Below are 23,054 nucleotides of genomic sequence, written 5' to 3' on the forward strand. Positions count from 1 at the left end.
GACTCTTCTCTAGAACCGGAGGGACAGATGAACACCGGGCACACACACTCCACCGCCGACACCGATCCCGGCAAGATCGAACTCCACGCGCGCAACGTCGCATTCGATCTGTCGGAGACTCCGCTGCACTGGATCCCCGGCCACCCGATGTCGTCGAACATGATCACCGTCCTCAACCTGCTGCTGCCCGAGGGCGAACGGTGGTTCGTCGAGACCTTCAACGAGGCGCTGCCTCTGATCAAGGACGAGGCGCTCGCCGCCGACATGCGCGGATTCGTCGGGCAGGAGGCGATGCACGCCGAGGTTCACGACCGGGCCGTCGAGAACTGGCTGCGCGGACACGGCGTGGACCCCACCGGCTACCTGCAGCAGATGGAGTGGATCTTCCGGCGGGTGCTCGGACCTCGCGACGGGAACGCCGAGCAGAAGCGCAAGCACCTGATCGAACGCCTGTGGCTCATCGCCGCCATCGAGCACTACACCGCGATCCTCGGTGATTTCGCGCTGAACTGCACGTGGGCCGAGAACGGCGCCGACCCCGCGATGACCGACATGTTCACCTGGCACGGAGCCGAAGAGGTGGAGCACCGTGCGGTGGCGCACGACGCCGCCGCGTACTTCGCCGACAGTCCGCTCCGCCGCGCTCGCGCGATGGCGCTGGCCTTCCCCTTCCTGATCTGGCTGATGGCTCGCGGTTTCCGGTTCATCAACAGTCAGGATCCGACGGTCGCCGACAAGTCAGTCGTGGCGAAGACCCGCCTGTACGTCCGGAGCTACGTGCGCGACTCACGCGCCGGAGTGTTCCCGAAGCTCTCGAAGCTCGCGCTCGCGACGCTCACCTACTTCAAACCGGGCTTCGCGCCGACCGACATCGGCGACACCGCCCAGGCGGTGGCCTTCCTGGCCTCCTCGCCCGGAGCTCGTCGAGCGGCATGACGATCATGACGCACGGCTCCGCACGCCCCATCTCCGACCTCTCCACCGAACCGCCGCACCTGTACGGCCGGTTCCGCCGCGACCCGCTGATGAGGCTGCTCACCGGGGTCGGCAAGGTCTGGTTCCCGTTCTGGCGGCCGATCTCGCCGCTGCGCGATCCGGCCGCGAACGACGGCGTCATGACCCTCGACATCGTCGACCGCGAGGTGGTGGCCGTCGACGAGAACGTGATCGCCTTGACCTTCGCCGCGCCGGATCGCTCGATCCTGCCCGAGTGGCATCCCGGCGCGCACCTGGATCTACTCCTGCCGTCGGGCCGCATGCGCGAGTACTCGCTCTGCGGCGATCCCGGCGATCGGCGCACCTACCGCATCGCGGTCCGGCGCATCCCGGACGGCGGTGGCGGCTCCATCGAGGTGCACGACGGTCTGCGGGTCGGTGACTCGATCCAGGTCAAGGGACCGCGCAACGCCTTCCCGCTGGTTCTGCCCGGCTACGGATCGCCGGCGCGCACGCTGCGCTTCGTCGCCGCGGGCATCGGCATCACCCCGATCCTCCCCATGATCGCGATGGCCGACCGTTACGGACTCGACTGGTCGATGATCTACTCCGGCCGCTCCGCCGACTCGATCCCGTTCATCGACGAGCTCAGCCGGTACGGCGACAAGGTGACGGTCCGGACCGACGACGTCGACGGGCTGCCGGGCATGGACGAACTGGTGGGACCGGTCCCGGCCGGCGACGCGGGGCTGTCGGTGTACTGCTGCGGTCCGGTCCCGATGCTCGAGCGCCTGCGTACGCATCTGGCCGATCGCAGCGATATCGAGCTGCACTTCGAGCGCTTCTCGCCGCCGCCGATCCTCGACGGCACCGAGTTCACAGTCCGGATCGGTTCCACCGGACGCACGGAGACGGTCGCGGCCGACGAGTCGGTGCTCACCGCGCTGCGGCGGGTGGATCCGGCCGTCCCGTACTCCTGTCAGCAGGGATTCTGCGGCACCTGTCGGCTCAAGACGAGCGCGGGCGAGGTGGATCATCGTGACACGCTGCTGACCGGACCCGAACGGGAGGATGGCTGGTTCCTCCCGTGCGTGTCCCGGTGCCGTTCCGACTCCCTGACCGTCGAGATGTGAGGACGGCTCCGGCACCGGTCCGGGGTTTGGAACAATGCACCCCATGACCGAGTACCGAATCGATGATCTGGCACGGGCCGCGGGAACGACGACCCGCAACGTCCGCGGCTACCAGGATCGGGGACTCATCCCGCGTCCCATCCGCCGCGGCCGGATAGCGATCTACGGCGACGAGCACCTGGCGAAGCTGCGCGTCATCAACGATCTGCTGGCTCGCGGCTTCACGATGACGCACATCGGCGACTTCTTCAAGCGCGTGCAGACAGGCGACGACATCGCCGAGTCGCTCGGGCTGCGCGAGGTGGTGTCGCGGCCGTGGTCGCAGACCCCCACCGACACCGTGACCGCCGCCGAGTTGCACGCCAAGCTCAACACCAGCGATCCGAAGCTGCTGAGCCGGGTCCGCGAGTTCGGGCTCATCGAGCCGATCGGCGACGATGACCCGCCCCGCCAGTACATGATCAAGGACGTCGAGACCATCGACGCCTACCAGCGTCTGATGCAGATCGGCATACCGCTGCCGTACATCCTCGACCTGCAGCGACAGCTCGACGAGGACATGGACCGTGCCGCAAAGACGCTGATCAGCGCCGGCCGCCGCGCCATCACCGAAGGCCGCTTCGACGGCTGGATCCCGGAGAGCGGCGCCGAGTCGGACTGGGCGTCCACCTTCTTGGGCGAGCTGAAGGTCACCGGCCGGGTGGCGGCGCACAACACGCTCTACCGCGCGCTCGACCGCGAACTGGCACGACAGCTCGACGACTACCTGGCCGTCGCCCGCGAACGCCGGGACCAGCGCGAGAGCTGAAGGCGACCGTCTCGGATCGGGCCGCGTGAGACCGCGTTACCCGATCACGATCGGCGGGAGACCCGGTATCGGGTTCGGGATCGTCCGACGCCGGTTCTCCGGGGGCGGAGCCGGCGGCGCAGGGCCGGTCTGCGCCTCCGTCGGCGTGCGCCGCGTCGTCTTGGGCGGCGGCGGGGGCGGCGGAGGCGTGGTGTACCTGGCCAGCGGCGCCCGCGCCGCGGCGACATCGCGCGGATCCACCGAGCCGGGCACCCGGACCGGCTCGGACGCGGTGTTCGAGGTCCGGGCAGTCGGCCGGGTCGCCGATTCCGCTGCGCTCCGGTCGGGCCCCGACGTCTCATGAGCATTCATCGCCAGCGCCACGCCGCCGCCCCCGATCGCGAGCAGCGCCAGCGCCGCCACCACGATCATCCGGCCCCTCATACCCGGCTGCGGTTCGACGGCCGCGTCCGCGGACGCCGGCTCCTCGGCAGGTGGTTCCTCGGCGCCCTCGGCATCGTCGTACACGTCCGGCAGCGCGTTGCCGAAGCGATCCAGTCCGTAGTCGGCCGGGTCGATCAGCCCGGGGTCCGCGGCGCCGGCATCCCACGCGCGGATCGGCGGCGGTGCGGGGACGGGAGCGAGCGTCTCGGTCGGCTCGTCGTCACCGCCGAAGGTCGCCGGGAAGTCGTCGCCCGGTGCGATCACCGAGAAGCCGCGTTCGGTGAGCGACTCGGACAACCCGGGCCAGGCGGTGTCGCCGGGCCCGAGCGCGATCGCATCGACCGGCAGGGCGCCCGCGAGCTCCACCACCATTCCGTGGGCGCGATTCGCCTCCGGGACGGTGGCCTCGACGACGTCGTCGAGCGTCAGCGTGAGCACCCGGATGTGCTCGTCTCCGAGGATGAGCGCACTGTCGCGTCCGGCGAGCGAGGCGCGGGCCCGGCCCACCAGGGTGACGAGCTCGGCGAAGACCTCCGGGGCCGCAGCGTCGACGCGACCGGTATCGCGCAGGTACGCGGCGATTCTGGCGTCGAGCACGTCGGGGTGGATGCGCTCCTCGACCTCGGACGCGATCACCGCACCGTTCTCGATGCGCGCGGCCCACAGTCCGGTGGGACGCAGATCGAGGGCGATCACCGCACCCGTCGGGTCGCCGGGCAGGTCGAAGTCCGCCAGCCAGGCCGGCGGTCGGCTGAGCGGACCCGTCACGACGACTCTCCTAGTGGTGATTCGAACCCGTCACCCGCACCGGTGCCGCCGGTGCCGGCTCCGGCTCATCTCTGGAAATTGAGGTACGCCTTCGACGGCGTCGGCCCGCGCTGCCCCTGATACTTCGACCCGACCGACGCGGAGCCGTACGGGCTCTCGGCGGGGCTGGTCAACCGGAACAGGCAGAGCTGGCCGATCTTCATTCCCGGCCACAGCGTGATCGGCAGATTCGCCACGTTCGACAGTTCGAGCGTGATGTGGCCGGAGAAGCCCGGGTCGATGAAGCCCGCGGTGGAGTGCGTGAGCAAGCCCAATCGGCCGAGCGACGACTTGCCCTCCAGACGGCCCGCGAGGAAGTCGGGCAGCGAGCACACCTCCAGGGTCGAGCCGAGGACGAACTCGCCCGGATGCAGCACGAAGGGCTCGCCCTCGGCGGGTTCGACCAGGGTGGTCAACTCGTCCTGCCGCTTCGCGGGATCGATATGCGTGTACTTGGTGTTGTTGAAGACGCGAAACAGCGAGTCCAGTCGTACGTCCACACTCGACGGCTGGACCAGGCCCGGGTCGAACGGGTCGATGCCGAGGTTCCCGGCATCGATCTCGGCACGGATGTCGCGGTCTGATAGCAGCACGATTCCTCAGACTAGAGCATGAAGGCCGAGTTCATCGAGGGTCGGGAGTGCGGAGCGCACCGGGCGGCGGTGACGTCACTGCTCGTCCCGCTGCCGGCGCCGGTACTCGTCGAGCCGGCGACCGCCGGAGACTCGGTCGCGCACCAGGAGGCTGACGAAGCGGATACCGAGACCGAGCACGATCAAACTGCTCGCCATCTGAACCGATACGGCGATCCGCGCATTCTGCGATACCGCGACCAGGTCGCCGAATCCGGTGGTCGTGAAGACCGTCAGGCAGAAGTACAGGGCGTCGACTCTGCTCAGGTCCTCGTTGAACGAACCGGGCGCGTACTCGCTGAAGAGGTAGTAGGTCGCCGAGAACGAGACGATGTAGAAGCAGATCACGGCGGCGAGCATCTCGATCGCCGTCGCGACCGGGTGGTCGGACCGGAGGAAGTGCCGGACCTCCCATACGCAGAAGCCGCCGAGCAGCGCGACGCCGACGATCATCCCGGGCACCCGCCAGGTGCTGTCGCTGCCGATCGGCAGCAGGAAGTAGCCCGCGAGAAGGACCGCCGCGGCTCCGAGCGGCCGCAGCAACGCCGCGGCCACGTGGCTCGTTCGATGGGGAGCGGTGCCGGAATCGTTCATCGAATCAATCGCACCACGCGCGGCGGACCAGGCGCAGAGAATCGCCGAACCGCCCGGTGTCCGCGCCTGTCTCGCAGCAACTCACAGCAGCGTGACGCCCCAGAGCAGCGCCCAGATCACCGCCACCAGAGCGAAGTACACCAGCAGCGCACGCCGCGACTCCGCCGCGGTCGGCGTCGAATGCAGTTGCACGCCACCGAACCGGGGGAACATGTAGGTCAGCTCCAGCAATTCGCCCGCACGGACCTCACCGGTGCACTCGGCGAGGTGCTTGCGTTCGGCGCCGCGTCGGATGAACACCCGGAAACGATGCGTTCCGGGAACCACGGGGACTTCGATCCGGCCCCACTTGACCGGTGCCAGTTCGTAGCCGTCGACCTCCACGCTGATCGCCGAGGAGGCGAGCACGGGATTGAAGATCGCGAAGCCGCACATGATCGCCACCCCTTCGCCCAGGTACGGCCCCTGCGGCAGCATTCCGAATGCGAGCGGCCGCGGAAGCGGCGACGGGCCGGGCCCCCACGACGGGTGACCGCCGGGCGGTGGTGCAGTCATCGAGTCTCCGGTGGGTAGCCGATCGCGGTGATCCGAACCTAATCGGGACGGACCTCTCGCCGCGAGAGCGACCATTCGGACGGCGTACCCGCTCGGGTTCTCCACCGTGGCCCCCACAGCCGAACGGTCAGCGGGTGAACGAGCCCTCCAGCCGATTGCGCGAGCCGGGATGGATCAGCCGGGCCACACTCACCAGTCCGTGCTCGGACCAGGTCCGGCGCCGGATCAGCAGGCACGGCTCGGACCGTTCGATCTGCAGCAGCCGGCACTCCTCGGGACTGGCCAGCACCGCCTCCACCACATGCTCTCCCCGGACCAGCGGAGCCACACGGCTGAGGTAATCGTTGGGCGTGAGTTCGGTGAAGTCCTGCGCGAGATAGTCGGGCGCCTCGGCAGGATTGACGAACCTGTCCTCGACCTGGATCGGCGTCTCGTCCTCGAAATGCACCAGCACCGAGTGGAACACCGTGGTGACCCCGACGGCTTCGCTCAACGGCGCCGACGCGGTAGTGGCCTTCTCTTCGCGCACCAGCACCACCTCGGTGCGGTGCCGGTGCCCGCGCTGCTGGATCTCGTCGGCGATGTTCTTCACCTCGAACAGCGGCGACGGCGCCTTCGTTCCCGCCACAAAGGTGCCCACGCCCATCATCCGGACGATCAGTCCCTCGCCGGTGAGTTCGCGCAGTGCCCGGTTGATCGTCATCCGGGAGAGCCCCAGCGCGTTGACGAACTGGTTCTCGGACGGCAGTTGATCGCCTTCGGACCACCGGCCCGACCGGATCTGAGCCGAGACCAACCGCTTGACGCGCTCGTAGGCGGGAAGCGACTCGCCGCCGGGCTCGTCGAACAGAGCCGCGAGGTCCGCGTCGAGTTCGACCACTGCCATCGACCGCCCCTGTTCCTCGAGATCTCACCGGCCCACGAAGTCTACCGACCTCAGCCGGCCATCCGTCGCAGTTGCCGCGACGCGACGGACAGCGCGGCCAGCCCGCGGTCGGCGGAGACGGGTATCCGGGCGACCTCGTCGAGCACGGCCCGCGCCCGGCTCAGCCGGGACCCGTTGCGCTCCTCCCAGTCCGCGATCATCCGTTCGGGACCGTCGCCGGCCACCGAGTGCATGAGAACGTCGAGGGTAAGGACTCGCACGCTGTCGTACAACTCATCCCGCAGCGCCAGCCGCGCCAGCGTGTCCCACCGGCTCTCCGTCGGCAGCGCCGACACCCTGCCGAGCAGCGGAACCAGGCCCACGTGTTCGCACAGTCGGAAGTACAGTTCCCCCGCGACGGACAGTTCGCATCCGGCCCGGTCGGCGATCTCGACGACGTCGAGCAGACCGAACCGATCCAGCACCAACTCCACGTCGCGCACCAGCTCTTCGGGCGCACCGCGGCGCGCGATCGCGCGCGTACGGTCGTGCAGGTTGGTGCGGTCGGCGCCCACCAGCCAGCCGCCGAGCAGTTCCGACGCCCTCGCGATCCGCTCGCGGAACCGCGCGATCTCGGCACCGACCGCCAGCGGCTGGGGACGACGATTCAGCATCCAGCGCGCCGCCCGGTCGAGCAGCCGCCGGGAGACCAGCACGATTTCGTCGGCGACCGCGGCGGGGACATCGGCCGTACCGATGCGCGACCAGAGCTCCGGCAACCCGAACACCTCCGTCACCACGACGAACGCCCGCGCGGCGTCGTCCGTGGACGCCCCCACCTCCTCGGCGAGCCGGAAGACGTAGGCGAGGCCACCGCCCGCGACCACGCGGTTGGTCAGTTCGGTCGCGATGATCTCGCGGCGCAACCGATGCCGATCGATCGCGTCGGCGTGCGCGCGGTGCAGCGGCTGGGGGAAGTACTCGCGCAGGATCGGCACGCAGACGCCGTGGTCGACGAGGTCGCCTGCCAGCAGTTGCTCTTTCAGTTCGAGTTTGACGTGCGCCATCAGCGTCGCGAGTTCGGGGGCGGCGAGGCCCTCCCCCGCCCGCTTGCGGGCGGCGATCTCGGCGCGGTCCGGCAGCACTTCCAATGCGCGGTCGAGCGCGCCTGCGGCCTCCAGTGCCGCGATCTGCCGGGCGTGCACTCCGAGTTGCGCCGGCGCCTCGGTGAGGGCGGTACCGATCACCGCGTTCTGGGAGACGTTGTCCGCCAGTACCAATGCCGCGACCTCGTCAGTCATGGCCGCGAGCAACCGCGCCCGCGCTTCGGCGTCGATCTCACCGGCGCCCACCAGGTCGTCCAGCAGAATCTTGATGTTCACCTCGTGGTCGGAGCAGTCCACGCCGGCGGAGTTGTCGAGGGCGTCGGTGCCGACCTTGCCGCCGCCGCGCGCGAACTCGATGCGGGCGGCCTGCGTCAGGCCGAGGTTGCCGCCCTCCCCGATCACACGGGCGCGCAGGTCGCCGGCGTCCACGCGCACGGCGTCGGTGCCCTTGTCCCCCGCGTCGGCGTGAGACTCGGTGCCCGCCTTCACATAGGTGCCGATGCCGCCGTTCCACAGCAGGTCGACGGGTGCGCGCAGGATCGCCCGGATCAGCTCCGGCGGGGTCAGTTCGGTGACGGACTCGTCGAGACCGAGTGCCCGGCGCACCGGCGCACTGACCGGCACGGACTTCACGCCGCGCTCCCACACCCCGCCTCCCGCGCTGATGAGCGCACTGTCGTAGTCGGCCCACGACGACCGCGGCAGCTCGAACAGCCGCCGCCGCTCCGCGTACGACGACGCGGCGTCCGGGTCGGGATCGAGGAAGATGTGCCGGTGGTCGAAGGCCGCGACCAGCCGGATGTGTTCGCTGCACAGCATCCCGTTGCCGAAGACGTCGCCGCTCATGTCGCCGATCCCCGCGACCGTGAAGTCCTCGGCACCGACGTCGACGCCGAGTTCGCGGAATCGGCGGGTCACCGCCTGCCACGCCCCGCGGGCGGTGATGCCCATCTGTTTGTGGTCGTAGCCGACCGAGCCGCCGGAGGCGAAGGCGTCGCCGAGCCAGAAGCCGTATTCGGCGGCCACCTCGTTGGCGATGTCGGAGAACGACGCAGTGCCCTTGTCTGCGGCCACCACGAGGTAGGCGTCGTCACCGTCGTACCGGACCAGGCCGGCGGCCGGAATCACGGCACCGGTGGCACGGTCGACGTTGTCGGTGACGTCGAGCAGCGAGCGGATGAACAGGCGGTAACCGGCAACGCCCGCCGCGCGCAGCGCCGCACGATCGGCTTCGGCGTCACCGGTCGCGGCGGGCGGGCGGCGCAGCACGAACCCGCCTTTCGCTCCGACCGGAACGATCACCGCGTTCTTCACCGCCTGTGCCTTCACCAGACCGAGGACCTCGGTGCGGAAGTCCTCACGCCGGTCCGACCAGCGAAGCCCGCCGCGGGCGACCGCCCCGAACCGCATGTGCACACCCGCCATCGACGGTGAGTGAACGAAGATCTCGTGTCGCGGGCGCGGCTGCGGCAGTTCGGCGATGGCGCGCGGATCGAGTTTGAGTGCCAGCGCCTCGCGTTCGGGCGTGGCGAAGTAGTTGGTGCGCACGGTGTTCCGCACCACGTCGACCAATGCGCGCAGGATCCGGTCCTCGTCGAGACCGAGCACCGTCTCGATCAGCGCCGATACCTCGGCCGCCGCGGCCTCGCCCCCGTCGCCGGTCGCGGCGGCCGGGTCGAACCGGGCGGTGAAGTACCCGACGATCCCCGCGGCGATGTCCGGGTGACGGCGCAGGACGTCGGCGACGTAGGCGCTGCTGTACGGCAGTCCGCCCTGACGGAGGTATTCGGCGCAGGCGCGCAGCACGGTCACCTGTCGCCAGTGCAGTCCGGCGCGGGCCACCAGTTCGCCGAGCGCGTCCGGCTCGGTCCGTCCGTGCCACAGCGCCCGCACGGCGGCGGCGAAGCGCGCCGCGAAGGCCTCGAAACCGTCGGTCGGGGCGCTCGGGTAGCGGACCGTGAACTCGTACACCCAGCACGGCACCTCGGTCGGCGAGACCAGCGCGTACGGACGCTCGTCGAGCACTTCGACGCCGAGACTCTGCAGCAACGGCATCACGTCGCCCAGCGACGCCGGCTGTCCGCCGACGTACAGCGACAACCGGTGCCGGTCCGCCGCGGCCGGGTCGGCGGCGAGGCGGACATCCAGGTCCCCGGCGGCGAGCCCGGCCAGAACGTCCAGGTCCACGCGAGCGCGCCGAGGCTCGAAGTCCTGCTTGTACCCGGCGGGCAGCCCGGAGACGAACCGTGCGAGTGAGTCGCGGATGTCGGTCTGTGCGCCGTCGAGGGCCGCCTCGTCCCATCGGCGGAAGACGCGGGCGAGGGCGTCGTCGATCCCGCCCGCGGCGGTGTCTCCGGCGTCCGTGTGGTCGGCGTCGGTGTGGACGAGGGCGGCGGTGTCGGTGGGAGATGCGGTGTCCATTTCAAGGGACCCTTCCGCCGGATACCACGCTGCATCCGGCTGATCGTCGTGTCCGTTCGGGTGGTCGAACTTCTCGCGTCCCGGGACCGGTTTCGGAACCGCCCCTTGACACGAATCTGTATAGACAGGAATATACAAGTCATACTTGCAGAACGTGAGCCAGTACACAACCACCGATAAACACGACGCAGAACACCAGGAGTTCTCATGGACATCACCTCGCCCGGCCACGAAGCCCGCCCCGTCCGCGCACCGCGCGGCTCCGAGCTGAACACCCTCGGGTGGCAGCAGGAGGGCGCGCTGCGGATGCTGATGAACAACCTCGACCCCGAGGTCGCCGAACGCCCGGACGACCTGGTCGTCTACGGCGGCACCGGTCGCGCCGCCCGCAGCTGGGCCGCGTTCGACGCGATGGTGGCCACGCTCAAGACCCTCAAGGACGACGAGACCATGCTGGTGCAGTCCGGCAAGCCGGTCGGCGTCTTCCGCACCAACGAGTGGGCGCCGCGCGTGCTGCTGGCCAACTCCAACCTCGTCGGCGACTGGGCCAACTGGGAGGAGTTCCGCAGGCTCGAGGAACTCGGGCTGACCATGTACGGCCAGATGACGGCCGGCTCGTGGATCTACATCGGCAGCCAGGGCATCCTGCAGGGCACCTACGAGACCTTCGGTGCCGTGGCCCGCAAGCGCTTCGGCGGCACGCTGGCCGGGACGATCACCCTCACCGCCGGCCTCGGCGGCATGGGCGGCGCGCAGCCGCTGGCGGTCACGATGAACGACGGCGTCGCGATCTGCGTGGAGTGCGACCCGGCCCGCATCGACCGCCGGATCGCGCATCGCTACCTCGACGCGAAGGCCGAGACCGTCGACGAGGCGCTCGATCTGGCGACCAGGGCCCGCGACGAGCGCCGACCGCTGTCGATCGGCCTGCTCGGCAACGCGGCCGAGATCTTCCCGCAGCTGCTGGAGATGAACGCCCCGATCGACATCGTCACCGACCAGACCTCCGCGCACGACCCGCTGTCGTACCTGCCCGTCGGGATCTCCCTCGAGGACTGGCACACGTACGCCCAGAAGGATCCGCAGTGGTTCACCACGGAGTCGCAGCGCTCGATGGCCGCGCACGTGGAGGCGATGGTCGGGTTCATGGATCGCGGCGCCGAGGTCTTCGACTACGGCAACTCGATCCGCGACGAGGCCCGCAAGGGCGGCTACGAGCGGGCGTTCGAGTTCCCGGGCTTCGTTCCGGCCTACATCCGCCCGCTGTTCGAGGAGGGCCTCGGCCCGTTCCGGTGGGCGGCGCTGTCGGGCGACCCGAAGGACATCGAGGCCACCGACAAGGCCATCCTCGAACTGTTCCCGGAGAACGAGCACCTGCGGCGCTGGATCACGATGGCCGGTGAGCGGGTGGAGTTCGAGGGACTGCCCGCCCGCATCTGCTGGCTCGGTTACGGAGAGCGGCACCGTGCCGGACTCAAGTTCAACGAGATGGTCGCCAGCGGCGAACTGTCGGCGCCGCTGGCCATCGGCCGCGACCACCTCGACTCCGGTTCGGTGGCCTCGCCCTACCGCGAGACCGAGGACATGGCCGACGGTTCGGACGCGATCGCCGACTGGCCGCTGCTCAACGCACTGGTCAACACGGCGTCCGGCGCCTCCTGGGTGTCGATCCACCACGGTGGCGGCGTCGGCATGGGACGCTCGATCCATGCCGGTCAGGTGTGCATCGCCGATGGAACCGAACTCGCCGCGCAGAAGATCGAACGGGTCCTCACCAACGACCCGGGCATGGGCGTCATCCGGCACGTGGACGCCGGCTACGACCACGCCACCGAGACCGCGCGCACCCGCGGCGTGCGCATCCCGATGGCCGAGAGCTGACCGATGACCTCAGACGGATCGGTTCTCATCACCGGCATCGGCACGTTGATCACCAACAGCCCGGAGCTCGGCGACGGTCCGCTGGGACTGCTCCACGACGCCGCGATGGTCTTCCGCGACGGCGTCGTGGAGTGGGTCGGCCCCGCCGCCCGGGTTCCGGACGGCGCCGCGCACCACCGCTACGACGTGGACGGACGCGCCGTGCTGCCGGGCTTCGTGGACAGTCACGCACATCTGGTGTTCGGCGGTGAACGCGCCGAGGAGTTCGCGGCCCGGATGACGGGCGAGCCGTACGGCGCGGGAGGTATCCGTACCACCATCGCCGCCACCCGCGGCGCCTCCGACGACCAGCTCGACGCCAACATGGCGCGGCTGGTGCGCGAGGCGCTCGCCGCCGGGAGCACCACGATCGAATGCAAGTCCGGTTACGGGCAGGACATCGACACCGAGATGCGCAGCCTTCGCGTCGCGGGCCGGCACACCGGTGAGACGACGCTGCTCGCCGCGCACGTGACGCCGCCCGAATACACCGGTCGCACCGACGATTACGTCGAGATGGTCTGCGAGCGGATGATCCCCGACTGCGCACCGCACGCGAAGTGGATCGACGTCTTCTGCGAGACCGGCGCGTTCGACCGCGACCAGTCCGAGGCGGTGCTGCGTGCCGGCATCGACGCCGGGCTGACCGCGCGAGTGCACGGCAACCAGCTCGGCCCCGGCCCCGGCGTGCAGTTGGCCGTCGAGCTCGGCGCCGCGTCGGTGGACCACGTCACGCACACCACCGCCGACGACGTCGAAGCGCTGGCCGCGAGCAGCACGGTCGCGACCCTGCTGCCCACCGCCGACTTCTGCACGCGCAGCAGCAGATACCCCGACGCTCGCGCGATGCTCGACGCCGGCGTCACCGTGGCGCTGGCCGCCGACTGCAATCCCGGCACCAGTTACACCACGAGCATCCCGCTGTGCATCGCGCTGGCCGTGCGGGAGATGCACATGAGTCCCGACGAGGCGGTCTGGGCCGCCACCGCCGGCGGAGCAGCGGCCTTGCAGCGCAACGACATCGGCCGTCTGACGGTGGGATCGCGCGCCGACGCGATCGCACTGGACGCACCGTCGCACATCCATCTGGCCTATCGGCCGGGAGTTCCGCTGGTCCGCGAGGTGTGGAAGAACGGGGCACCCGTCCCCGCCCGACACTGACAACCGAAGATTGAGAGGCACAAGCGATGTCGATGACCGGACTCGTGGATGTGACGCCCGAACCGTGGTCGGGGCGAGACGACGGCCCGGGTGCCGGGCATGTGCGGTGGCATCACGTGGTGCGCCCGCTCGTCGCCGACGATCCGCCCGCCGCCGACTCCCCCGCCCCCACCACGATCGTCGGCTTCGCCAGCGACGAAGGGGTACGCCGCAACAAGGGCCGCACCGGAGCGGCGACGGGGCCCGGTGCACTGCGGCGCGCGTTGGCGCCGATGGCCCTGTCCGGACCGATCAGCGTCTTCGACGCCGGCGACGTCGCTGTCACCGACGGCGAGCTGGAAGCCGGCCAGGAGCGGCTCGGCCGGTCCGCAATGAGCATCGTTGTAAGTGACACCAACCACGTTGTCTATACATGTATAGACGTGTGCTCCCGCTCGGTCAAGACCGCCGTCGCCGCATCGCCATGTCCGTCCGTCTCATGAGGACGCGGAGGCGGGGCCGACGCCGGATGCTCGAGCCGTCACAGCAGACGGAATACGTTGCGGCGGGCGATGTACGGACCGTCCGAGGAATGGTCGGGGCAGCGGGTCGGCGCCGCGTCAGCTCGCCCGACGACGTGGCGTTGAGACCGCGCCTGGTGCGGCGATCGCAGATGCACTCGTCGAGTGTCGCCATGCGGTGGACTCAGAGTCCGATCGAGACGTCCGGAGTCGGGTGCGGGCGAGCCCGCACCTACTCGCAGATGTTGACTCACAGTTGCCTCGCAACGCGAAATCCCCCGGCCAGAAGCACTCTGACCAGGGGATTTCGTGGAGCCGATGACGGGAATCGAACCCGCACTCTCAGCTTGGGAAGGCGTTTCCGAGGCGTTCTCCGAGAGAGCACCACCAGCGCCGATCCGGCGACATTCGACGAATCGACGCAGGTCAGAGCACACGAATGACTACCAGCGGCGTACTGGCGGCTACCGCTGGATCACCGCCGGATTCCCCGCAGTGGCCGGGGTGGTGCCGGGGTGGCGGTGCCTCGGACGGTGGGTTTACGGTGGCAGCCATACCGCCGCGTGCAGGGCAGCGCCCGCCGCTGGTGGCCGCTCGCACCGCAGCTCGAAGCTAGGCAGGTTCGCAGAGCGCAGCAGTTACACGGGATCGGGTTGAGTTCGTCTCCAAAGTGAATAGGTCCGTTCGGTCAGCGACCGACGTTCGCCGGCGAGTGTCGGCGATTTCTCGTCAGTCATCCGCTACCGAATTGGAGCACTTCGCATGAGCATCACCCGCCCGGCCGACAATCGGCCCTGGAACTCCCGCCCCTTCTTCTCTCGCCCGGCCCGCGAGGACGCTAGCGCCTTGGCGGTCCTCGACGTCGACGAGTTGTTCGCCTTCGGCGGCGACAGCGCTCGCGGCTACAGCAGCCAGGGCGACGTCCTCGTGTCGCAGACCAGCGACGGCGTCGACCTCAACCGACTGTGGGACGACGCAGCCGCCGCGATGAGCAAGTGGAATCAGCAGCGGTCCTCGTTGGCCGCGCTCGTTTCGTATCCGACGGTGAACGCCGCCGACGCGATTCCGCAGGTTCTCGGCGGCGATCACTTCGAGGAAGCATCCGAGTTCGGCGAGCCGACGGGCCTGCGAGCCGAACCGAACGCCACGATCCTCGGATACGATTTTACCGATTTCGACCTTGCGTCGCGTTTTACCTGGAAGTTCCTTAGGTCCGCTTCGGCGGAACAGGTGCGCAGCGTCGTGAACCGCGCCTTCGAGTCTGACAATCGTCTAGTCACCGGCAGCATTCTTCGCCGTCTCTTCGACCCCGCCGAGAAGCTGAACGAGGTGGGCCACAAGGTCTACGGCCTCTACAACGGCGAAGACGGGATGATCCCGCCGTCGCACGCGGGCCAGGACTTCCCCGCCGAGGCTTCGCATTACCTCGTCAGCGGCAACGCCGTGCTCGATCCCGGCGACCTCGTGGACGCGATTAACGCGGTACGCAGCAAGGGATTCGGCACCGACGGCAGCTCGCGGCTTATCGTCCTGTGCCACCCGAACGAGGGCGAGATCATCTCGACGTTCCGCGCAGGCATCGAGTCGGGCGGCATCGAGAGCAAGTACGACTTCATTCCGAGCGCCTCGGCTCCGGCGTACCTCGCCGCCGAGAACGTGGTCGGCCAGGTCGCTCCGGGCGAGTTCGGCGGCTTGGAGGTGCTCGGCTCGTACGGTCCGGCCTGGATCGTCCCGAGCTACTACCTTCCAGTGGGATACATCGCAGTGGTCGCCACCGGCGGACCGAACAGCAACCTGAATCCGGTCGCGTTCCGCCAGCACCCCAACGCCGCCTACCAGGGCCTCCGCATGATCCCCGGACGCGACCAGCGCTACCCGCTGACCGATTCGTTTTTCCAGCGCAGCTTCGGAACGGGCGTCCGGTATCGCGGGGCAGCGTGCGTGGTGCAGGTCAAGGAGATCGGCGACTACGAGGCCCCGACCTGGGACTGGAAGTAGGACATGTCGGCGAGCGCGCGCACTACGCAGCGCGACCACGACGGGCCGGGCGAATACTCCTGGGGACCGGGCCTGACCCCGCCCGACCTCCAGGACGCCCGGCCCGACGAGGGCGGCCTCTATCGAGGGAAGTCGCCGGCGATCCCCGACGACACGGCGATGCGCGGCCTGGCCGACGAACTCGCCGACCGAGCCGAGTGGGGACGAGGATGAGCCGCATCTACAAGCGTGATCGTCTCGGGCGCTTCGCGGGAGCCGGGACCAAGCTGTCGGCGTCCGCGAAGGGAGCCAAGGCAGCCGCCACCAAGGCCACCAAGTCGAGCGCGAAGAAGGTGGGCGGCAAGGTCGGCGACGCCTACGTCGAAGGCAGCTTCACCAAGCACCTCGAAGTCGGCCAAGGCGGCGACTACAAGGGCGTGAAGGTGGGAGCTGAGTTCCGCGCTCCCAGCGGACGCGCCGTGATGGTGAAGGGTATCGCCGGATATCACGGCAAGCCCGACCGACGCCTGGACGTCACCCCGCGCCTGGACAAGTCGCAGAAGAAGCTGACGGTGACAGCGAAGCCGAACCCGGCTCGCCCCAACGCGGGAAAGAAGATGCGTCGATGACGTGCGCCGCCTCCGATCTACCGCGTTGAGATGTGCGCCCGGCCACCAGGCCACCGCCAGCACCGTGCAGCCAGCCGCCTGAGAGCTGAGCTACCAGCGATAGCCCTCCGGCCAGCCCTACAACTACACGCCCGGCCCGCAGGGCCGACCAGACTTGGCAGGACCTTCCGTCCCTGCCGAGAAAGAGGAACGTAGACCTGTCCGTTCCGAGTGAGGCTTGACTTGTCGCCTTGCGAGCCGTGATCCGCACGCTCTCCGGCAGGGCGGATCACAACCCCGAACCCCGTCGAGGTCTCCGGTATCCCCACGCCAGCTTCGGCGGGGTTCGGCTATGCGCCTTCGGCTTCCACGATCGGCAGACCGTCCATCAGCGCTCCCGGCGTCGTTTGGAGGCCAGCGGCGATCTTCAGGATCGACTCGATGCGGCTACTGCGCTGTCCGCGTTCTACTCGTCCGAGTTGTGTCCAGTGGATGCCGATCTGGTCGGCGGCGTGCTCCTGACTCCACCCGAGTTCTTCACGCCGCAGTCGTACGCGCTCGCCAAACTCGCCCAAGGTTGGGCTGTTCGGAGGCTTGACTGTCGGCACAATTACCAAGCCAATCGGCTCTAGACCAGACCGACCACAGCCAACGAGTCATACCCCCTGACAGGTGGGCTACTGTTCGCGAGACGCAACCTCCCAGACAGGACACAACGCACATGAAACGGACCCTCACCACGCTTCTCGGCGCAAGTGCAGCTTTGGCCCTTCTCGCGGGATGCGGTTCGGACCCCACCGTTGAAGATCGAGTATCCGAAGCTTGCCTCCAAGCGGTCGAGGAGCACGGCAAGGACAGCCTCAGCCTTACCGGACCGCCGAACGACGCCAGCTTGACCGAGGTGGTCCAGTGGGAGTCCTCACGCATCGTCGTTACCGATCTCGCGTTCTCTGACGTCGAGGCAACAGCGCCTAAGCCCTCAGACACTCGAAACACCAAGGCGTGGACCGTCACCGGAACGGTCACCGCCCAGCGCGAACGCAGAGCAACCCCGGGCCAATGGGACGACGACGGCAAACCGGAGAAGGTTGACGAGGTGAAAGAGGGCATCAGGTGCACTGTCGGCTATCGCGAGTCGGACGACGCGGTCGTTGTATTCGAGTACCAACTTCTACAGATTCGCGACGGCAAGCTATCCGGCAACTCAGAGACCAAAGAACTCGTCAGTATGGAACCAGATACACCGGCTTCGTCCGCCACCCCAACGCCATAATCGATCCACGACGCCCTACCCCAAGATCGGCGATCAGCTTCGGCTGGTCGCCGTTCTTGTTATCCGACATTCTGGACGCTCCTTGACTTCACCCGCCCGCCACCGAACGACCCCGAAGCCCATTTCTCTCGACAGCGGCCAAATCAGGCCGCAAATCAGAAAGTTGTCGTGGGTGTCAACTAGCGCGCTTTCGACGCATCGACGCAGGTCAGGAGCGGTTCATTGCTTGCGGGCCTGCGGCCCCTTATGCCATAGTGGTTACCGCGCAGCCCGCTAGCCGGGGTGACGTTACGGGCCGGTCAAGCGGCTCAGGAGTTAATCGGTACCGATACGGACACGCGACGGCGACTTCGACCGCAGCAGCCCCGTATCCCTTGATTGGGGCCGATCAGTGAATCCACAACCCGAGGGTTGCGGTCGCGATCGGAACTCCCGCATGATTCGCAAACGCAGCCCTCTCAAATCCTGAGAGGCCCCAATGAGTCAGCAAGTCAAGACCGACCCGCGCAAGCAGACCGTCGGCCCGATCTATCTGAACGAGATGCCGACCATTCGCGGTCGCGACGGCGCAGTCGAGTTCATCAACGACGTGTTCCGGGTACCTATCACCCCGACGAGAATGCGTACGGCCATCGAAGCCCGTGAGCTTCCCGTCTACAAGATCTCCGGGTGCAACTACTTCAGCGAGCGTGACCTCGCGGTGTGGATTCGCAGTTTGGCACGGCCCGCAGTTCACCGAGGCGGTGACGCAGCGTGAGCATCGAGAACCCCACCGCGTACGAACTGCACTTGGCCGACCAGATCGACGCCGTTCTGGTCGAAGTTGAACAGTTCTCCAGTCCCGCGCTGGACGGCAGCGAGTCCGCGACAGCCAAACTGATCGAGGTTCTGGAAGAGCACCGCCTCGCGATGTCTCAATTCGCCGGCGAGGGCGAATGGCTCTACACGCAGGGTCGCGCGGCGCGTCCGCGAGTGCCGGGCGTGGACGACCACGTTCCGCTGACGCAGCGCTTCACCACCAAGAATCCCGAGCACCTTCTTGCGCCGATCATCGTTCCGGCGTGGAGTCCCGGCCAGCCGATCGTCGTTCACAATGGCGAGAAGACCAAAAACGTTTTGTTGCAACGGAATCTGCCCGAGCAGACCGCACTCAACATGTCGTTTTGCTACTGGCACGAGGGGCAGGGTCGTCGCGGTAGTTACCTGACCAAGCCGCAGCTTCTCACGCAGACCAGCGGGCAGTACGTCGTGGTGTGGTGGGTGTGTCCGTCGTGCGCCGAGCGGCTGACGAGCGCGTTCCCGCGAGAGCAGCTTGGCCAGCTCTACGACGGACACGACGACGCACAGCCCACTATGGCGCAGGCGCTGAGAATACTTGGCGCTCAGGACGCGCCGGAGGCGTCGCTTCCGCCGTACCCGACCGGAGGCGCTCGCGGAGTGTGTCTCTTTCCGGTGAGTGCGTTCGTCGAGACTCCCGCGCTGCCCGCGTAACGACAGGCCAATCCCGCCACCCTGCGGCCAGGCCCATCTGACAGGGCTGAGCTCTCCGCCCTCGGGCCAGCGGCGGCCTTGGGCCGAGTTACCCGACCGGGCCGCATCTCAACGGCAAATCGCCGCCCGTCACCCCTCTAAAAGCTTCGAGCCCCCGACCTGAGGAGTGGCCGGGGGCTCGACGAAGCAGAACCAGTACGAAGGAGTTCAGCGTGAGCTACCTTACCCCATCTGACCAGGCAAAACAACCGTCGGCCGGTCGAGAACCGTTCCCGCGCAAGGGAACCCGCGACACACCTCTGTCCACGATCCGTCCCCGACTTGCGGCGGCAGAGCTGACCGCGCTCAGCGGCTCGGTCCTGTTCGCCGACCGCGTCCGGCGCGACCTTGAAGCCCAAGCCCGCGAAGGAGAAGGCGCATGACGGGCTGAACGCGAAGACGCCCGCTACGGCCTCGCCTCCGTAGCGGGCGTCGTCATCGTCACCACAACGATCGCACCAAGCTCAAGGAACAAGATGCAGCCGAACACTACCTCGCCCACCGAGGCACAACCTTCGTTGAAGTCGCTATCGCGCAACGACTCGGACGAGAATCTGACAACCTTCCAGTTCCCCCGTCCGGGACTTCGCGTGCCCGATGTATCCGGGCTCAGTCTCTACAAGTCCGCCTTGGCGTACGCGGACGCCGGATGGTTCGTCCTGCCGGTCGCACCGGGAACGAAGAATCCTGGCAGCGTGGTCGGCGGTTCGTGGCAGACACAGTCCAGCCGCGACACCGCCCAGGTAGCCGAATGGTGGGACGCGAACCCCGACTACGGAATCGCACTACACGTCGGCCGCAGTGGTGTCGTTGCCTTCGATCTGGACTCGGCCGCTGTCGCCGACCTCCCGATCCGCCTGGCTGACGGCCTCCGCCAAGGCGTGGTGCAGTTGTCGCGGCGGGACGACCCTGACCGCGGTCACTACTTGTTCCGGACAGACGAACAAGTCGGGAACGGCGCAGGCGCGTTCCGTCCGTTCGGAGAGGTACGAGGTAAGAACGGCGTCATCATCGCTGAGCCCACACCCCATGTCCGAGAGGACGGTGAGTACCGCTGGATCGCCGGCGAATCGGTTCTGCCGAAGCTGCCCGCAGCGCTACGCGAATGCCTGTCCGCCTCGAGCGAGGTCGATCCCGAGCCGATGAACGACGCGGAACTCGCCGCGTTCTTGAACGATCCTGCACACACCCGCAATACCCGACCGAATGCGATTAAGGGTCCACTGCAAGCGTTCGAAAACGACGTGCGCAACGGAGGCAGCAGCCACGAAGCTCTCGTCCAGGCTCTACCGTGGGCGTTCCGCGAAGCCGCCGCCGGGTGCTACCCCGCCACCGACGCCTTGGCGCTGCTGCAGGAAGCGTTCCACGAGTCGTTTGAATGGGAGGGGCGTAGTCCGGACGGGCGTTCGCGGCCCGGTCCTGACGAGTTCTACCGGACAGCGAGGTGGGCGGCAGCGCACGCAAAGCTCGCTAATCCCGCCGACACCCTCGCTCGTCTGGACAGAGGCAAAAATCGGCCCGACGCCAAGCGGTTCGAGCTCGTCCCGGCGTCCGCCCTGGCCGAGCCGGTTCCGCCGATGGAATGGCTGATCAAAGGCGTGTGGCCGAGAGGTTCATTCGGTCCGATGGGCGGCGAGAAGAAGACCCTTAAGTCGTACAACCTCATGTCCATCGCTCTCGCCGTGGCGAGCGGGCGTCCACTGTTCGGCGAATTCGAGGTGACGACGCCCGGACCCGTCGTCTACTACGTCGGCGAAGGCGGGCGCGGACCCTTCATGCGGCGACTGCAAGCCATCGCCCGGTCGTACGACGTCGATCTGGCCGACCTACCGATCTACGCGGTCTTCGACGTCGGACCGTTGGACGCACCCGAGTTCACGACTGCGCTCACCGCTGCGTTGGACGACGTACGCCCAGAGCTGGTGATCATCGACCCGCTGTATGCCTTCCATCCGGCGGGCATCGAGGCGCAGAACCTCTACGAACGAGGGCGGATGCTTGCTGGCCTGTCGGGTCTGGTTGCAGGCAAGGCCGCGTTGATCATCGCCGACCACTTCAAGAAGTCGGGCGGCGCCGATCTCGACCTCGACAGCATTTCGCAGGCTGGCATGGGCCAGTGGGCCGACAGCTGGATTCTGCAGAAGCACCGTGAGAAGGCCGATCTGGACAACGGCGCGTATCGGCTCGCGGTGGAGTTCGGGTCTCGGCAGTGGGGCGGCAGTCGGTGGGACGTGGACTGGCAGCTACCGGCGTTCGGAGACCTTGATGACAGGGACGCGGAGACGGCAGCGGTGTCGGTGACGGTCGCCAGGTCCGGGGCGGGAGGTGGCGAACGAACAGCCCTCACCGACTTACGCGTGCAAGACAAGAAGCGAGCGTTGCTGGAGTTGATCACCGACAATCCGTTCGCGTTCTCCAAGAACGAGCTCTGCAAGCAGGTAGGTGGCAAGCGGGACGTCGTCGACTCGGCCTTGCAGCAATTGGTCGATACGCGACGGGTGGTCATTGAGAAGCGGCCAGCGACCGAAGGTCGACGGACCGTCAATCGTGATCGCTACGGACCCGGCAGCGGCGGGGTCATTCGCATCGGCGCGGGCAGCGAGAAGCAGCCCGTCGAGCTCACCGGAGACGACGATGTGGAGCCGTAGTCCGCAGTGTCGCGGGCAACCGAGAACAGTCGGCCCGGCAACTCGGTACCCGGCATAGGTACGGGTTGGTACGTAGTTGGCCGCAACACCTAAAACAGCAGGTAGGCGGGCTGAGCAACTCGGTACCCAACTCTGAACCACACCTGAGGCCGGGTGCCGGTGGCGGGGTACAGGGCAACTCAACCCTGTACCCGCCCACCCTTAGGGCAAGGTTGCGGGGTTGAGTTGCCCGCCTTGCCTGCACAACCGCAGTAGACATCGACAGTTTCACCCAAGAACAGAGGGCAACAGATGAACGAGAACGATTTGAACACAACCGATTCCACTCCGGAAGGCACCGGGCGCGGCCACTGGGAGACCGACCCCGAGGACCCCGACTTCGAGGTGTGGGTAGTCGATCCACCGAGGACCACGCCGGAGGCCGCAGCCAAGTGGGACGCCATGCTCGAAGAGAACGACTCCGCGCGGTGCGTCGCTCACAAGAAGACGGGAGAGAGATGCAGGAGGTTGGCTATCAAGGGGGCGACAGTCTGCCGGGTCCACGGTGGGGCAAGCGGGCATGTACGTAGGGCCGCTCGTGCCCGCCTGGAGAACGCCGCAGATCGGATGGCGAAGGAACTCCTGAAGATCGCTGTCAGCGACGAAGCCCCCGACCACGTGAAGCTCGCCGCGATCAAGGACGCGCTCGACCGCGCGGGCCTCAGCGCCAAGACCGCCGTCGAAGTCTCGGTGGACCCCAAGCCCTTCGAGGGAATCTTGGAGGCCGTGATGTCCGGCGGCTCGCGGGCCGAGAGCCGAGCACGCCGAGGCGACACGGACGAGGACCGCGCACCCGACGCCGCCCCCGATTGGATCGACGCCGAATTGGTCGAGGTGCAGCACCACGACGACACCCCGACCATCACGCCCCGGCTCACTCCTCGCCACCACGACGAGCCGCGTTCAGTCGCCGGCGAGGGCAGCGCCAACGAGACAGGGATGCTCGACCTGGCCGACGCCCTGGACCAGTTGCACGGCCACACACCACCGCGCAAAGGCCAGCGGTAGCGCATCAGACCGGCCTCAGCTCTCGCTCACGGCCCTAACGGGCCGCGCACGGCGCAGGGCTGGGGCAGGCCGATCTCAGTCTTACATCCGAAGCCAGGCGCACTCACTCG

General features: G+C 67.9%; 22 protein-coding genes. 15 read left to right on the forward strand and 7 right to left on the reverse strand.

What is annotated here, in order from left to right; genetic code table 11:
- The first annotated feature begins 27 nt into the window (after window positions 1-27).
- Genes GSI01S_RS12675 through GSI01S_RS12685 form a run of 3 tightly spaced genes read left to right on the forward strand, consistent with a single transcriptional unit; the run spans window position 28 to window position 2,877 of the window.
- A complete protein-coding gene (locus tag GSI01S_RS12675; protein WP_006896968.1) occupies window positions 28-936 on the forward strand; it encodes a metal-dependent hydrolase in 909 nt (302 codons plus the stop codon).
- A 5-nt stretch (window positions 937-941) separates the two neighbouring features.
- A complete protein-coding gene (locus GSI01S_RS12680) occupies window positions 942-2,069 on the forward strand; it encodes a PDR/VanB family oxidoreductase (RefSeq protein ID WP_006896969.1) in 1,128 nt (375 codons plus the stop codon).
- Window positions 2,070-2,112: 43 nt separating this feature from the next.
- A complete protein-coding gene (locus GSI01S_RS12685) occupies window positions 2,113-2,877 on the forward strand; it encodes a MerR family transcriptional regulator (protein WP_039867658.1) in 765 nt (254 codons plus the stop codon).
- Between the two features lie 36 nt (window positions 2,878-2,913).
- Here the strand turns inward: GSI01S_RS12685 and GSI01S_RS12690 are convergent, their stop codons facing one another.
- From GSI01S_RS12690 to GSI01S_RS12715, 6 genes are all read right to left on the reverse strand, one after another.
- Entirely contained in the window at window positions 2,914-4,068 is a 1,155-nt protein-coding gene (locus GSI01S_RS12690; protein ID WP_006896971.1) for a hypothetical protein, read from the reverse strand.
- 65 nt (window positions 4,069-4,133) lie between these two features.
- Window positions 4,134-4,700, reverse strand: a complete 567-nt coding sequence (gene dcd / locus GSI01S_RS12695) for a dCTP deaminase (protein WP_006896972.1) — start codon at window positions 4,698-4,700, stop codon at window positions 4,134-4,136.
- Window positions 4,701-4,775: 75 nt separating this feature from the next.
- A complete protein-coding gene (locus GSI01S_RS12700) occupies window positions 4,776-5,333 on the reverse strand; it encodes a potassium channel family protein (RefSeq protein WP_045539376.1) in 558 nt (185 codons plus the stop codon).
- 81 nt (window positions 5,334-5,414) lie between these two features.
- Window positions 5,415-5,888, reverse strand: a complete 474-nt coding sequence (locus tag GSI01S_RS12705; protein ID WP_006896974.1) for a hypothetical protein — start codon at window positions 5,886-5,888, stop codon at window positions 5,415-5,417.
- Between the two features lie 127 nt (window positions 5,889-6,015).
- On the reverse strand, window positions 6,016-6,774 hold the full coding sequence (gene hutC, locus GSI01S_RS12710) for a histidine utilization transcriptional repressor HutC (RefSeq protein WP_006896975.1): 759 nt from the start codon (window positions 6,772-6,774) through the stop codon (window positions 6,016-6,018).
- Between the two features lie 50 nt (window positions 6,775-6,824).
- On the reverse strand, window positions 6,825-10,280 hold the full coding sequence (locus GSI01S_RS12715) for an NAD-glutamate dehydrogenase domain-containing protein (protein ID WP_006896976.1): 3,456 nt from the start codon (window positions 10,278-10,280) through the stop codon (window positions 6,825-6,827).
- Between the two features lie 207 nt (window positions 10,281-10,487).
- Between GSI01S_RS12715 and hutU the strand changes: the two genes are divergently transcribed.
- The 6 genes from hutU to GSI01S_RS12745 all read left to right on the forward strand — a co-directional run bounded on the left by hutU (window position 10,488) and on the right by GSI01S_RS12745 (window position 16,467).
- The gene (gene hutU / locus GSI01S_RS12720) at window positions 10,488-12,161 is read left to right on the forward strand and encodes a urocanate hydratase (protein ID WP_006896977.1); all 1,674 of its coding nucleotides are present in this window, start codon (window positions 10,488-10,490) and stop codon (window positions 12,159-12,161) included.
- 3 nt (window positions 12,162-12,164) lie between these two features.
- Window positions 12,165-13,361 carry an imidazolonepropionase gene (gene hutI / locus GSI01S_RS12725; protein ID WP_006896978.1) on the forward strand — a complete coding sequence of 399 codons (1,197 nt, stop codon included), beginning with the start codon at window positions 12,165-12,167 and terminating at the stop codon, window positions 13,359-13,361.
- Between the two features lie 32 nt (window positions 13,362-13,393).
- Window positions 13,394-13,843 (forward strand): arginase family protein, encoded by a 450-nt coding sequence (locus GSI01S_RS12730; RefSeq protein WP_157225328.1) that lies wholly within the window; start codon window positions 13,394-13,396, stop codon window positions 13,841-13,843.
- Between the two features lie 780 nt (window positions 13,844-14,623).
- Window positions 14,624-15,859, forward strand: a complete 1,236-nt coding sequence (locus tag GSI01S_RS12735; RefSeq protein WP_006896980.1) for a hypothetical protein — start codon at window positions 14,624-14,626, stop codon at window positions 15,857-15,859.
- Window positions 15,860-15,862: 3 nt separating this feature from the next.
- The gene (locus GSI01S_RS12740) at window positions 15,863-16,072 is read left to right on the forward strand and encodes a hypothetical protein (RefSeq protein ID WP_006896981.1); all 210 of its coding nucleotides are present in this window, start codon (window positions 15,863-15,865) and stop codon (window positions 16,070-16,072) included.
- Complete coding sequence (locus GSI01S_RS12745; RefSeq protein WP_006896982.1) at window positions 16,069-16,467, forward strand: hypothetical protein; 399 nt, start codon at window positions 16,069-16,071, stop codon at window positions 16,465-16,467. The genes GSI01S_RS12740 and GSI01S_RS12745 overlap by 4 nt, the downstream gene beginning before the upstream one ends.
- 329 nt (window positions 16,468-16,796) lie before the next feature.
- On the opposite strand, the gene GSI01S_RS12750 is transcribed toward GSI01S_RS12745, so the two are convergent.
- Complete coding sequence (locus GSI01S_RS12750) at window positions 16,797-17,021, reverse strand: helix-turn-helix domain-containing protein (protein ID WP_369403326.1); 225 nt, start codon at window positions 17,019-17,021, stop codon at window positions 16,797-16,799.
- A 146-nt stretch (window positions 17,022-17,167) separates the two neighbouring features.
- Here GSI01S_RS12750 and GSI01S_RS12755 point away from each other — a divergent pair, with 146 nt between their 5' ends.
- The 6 genes from GSI01S_RS12755 to GSI01S_RS19555 all read left to right on the forward strand — a co-directional run bounded on the left by GSI01S_RS12755 (window position 17,168) and on the right by GSI01S_RS19555 (window position 22,944).
- Window positions 17,168-17,719, forward strand: a complete 552-nt coding sequence (locus GSI01S_RS12755; RefSeq protein WP_006896984.1) for a hypothetical protein — start codon at window positions 17,168-17,170, stop codon at window positions 17,717-17,719.
- Window positions 17,720-18,197: 478 nt separating this feature from the next.
- Entirely contained in the window at window positions 18,198-18,476 is a 279-nt protein-coding gene (locus GSI01S_RS12760; protein WP_006896985.1) for a hypothetical protein, read from the forward strand.
- A complete protein-coding gene (locus tag GSI01S_RS12765; RefSeq protein ID WP_006896986.1) occupies window positions 18,473-19,210 on the forward strand; it encodes a hypothetical protein in 738 nt (245 codons plus the stop codon). The genes GSI01S_RS12760 and GSI01S_RS12765 overlap by 4 nt, the downstream gene beginning before the upstream one ends.
- A 212-nt stretch (window positions 19,211-19,422) precedes the next feature.
- Window positions 19,423-19,632, forward strand: coding sequence for a hypothetical protein (locus GSI01S_RS20150; RefSeq protein WP_006896987.1), 210 nt, complete (start codon window positions 19,423-19,425; stop codon window positions 19,630-19,632).
- 93 nt (window positions 19,633-19,725) lie between these two features.
- Window positions 19,726-21,897 (forward strand): AAA family ATPase, encoded by a 2,172-nt coding sequence (locus GSI01S_RS12770; RefSeq protein WP_006896988.1) that lies wholly within the window; start codon window positions 19,726-19,728, stop codon window positions 21,895-21,897.
- Between the two features lie 606 nt (window positions 21,898-22,503).
- On the forward strand, window positions 22,504-22,944 hold the full coding sequence (locus GSI01S_RS19555; RefSeq protein WP_051999660.1) for a hypothetical protein: 441 nt from the start codon (window positions 22,504-22,506) through the stop codon (window positions 22,942-22,944).
- Window positions 22,945-23,054: the final 110 nt, after the last annotated feature.

The organism is Gordonia sihwensis NBRC 108236 (assembly GCF_000333035.1).
In the GTDB taxonomy this organism is placed as follows: domain Bacteria; phylum Actinomycetota; class Actinomycetes; order Mycobacteriales; family Mycobacteriaceae; genus Gordonia; species Gordonia sihwensis.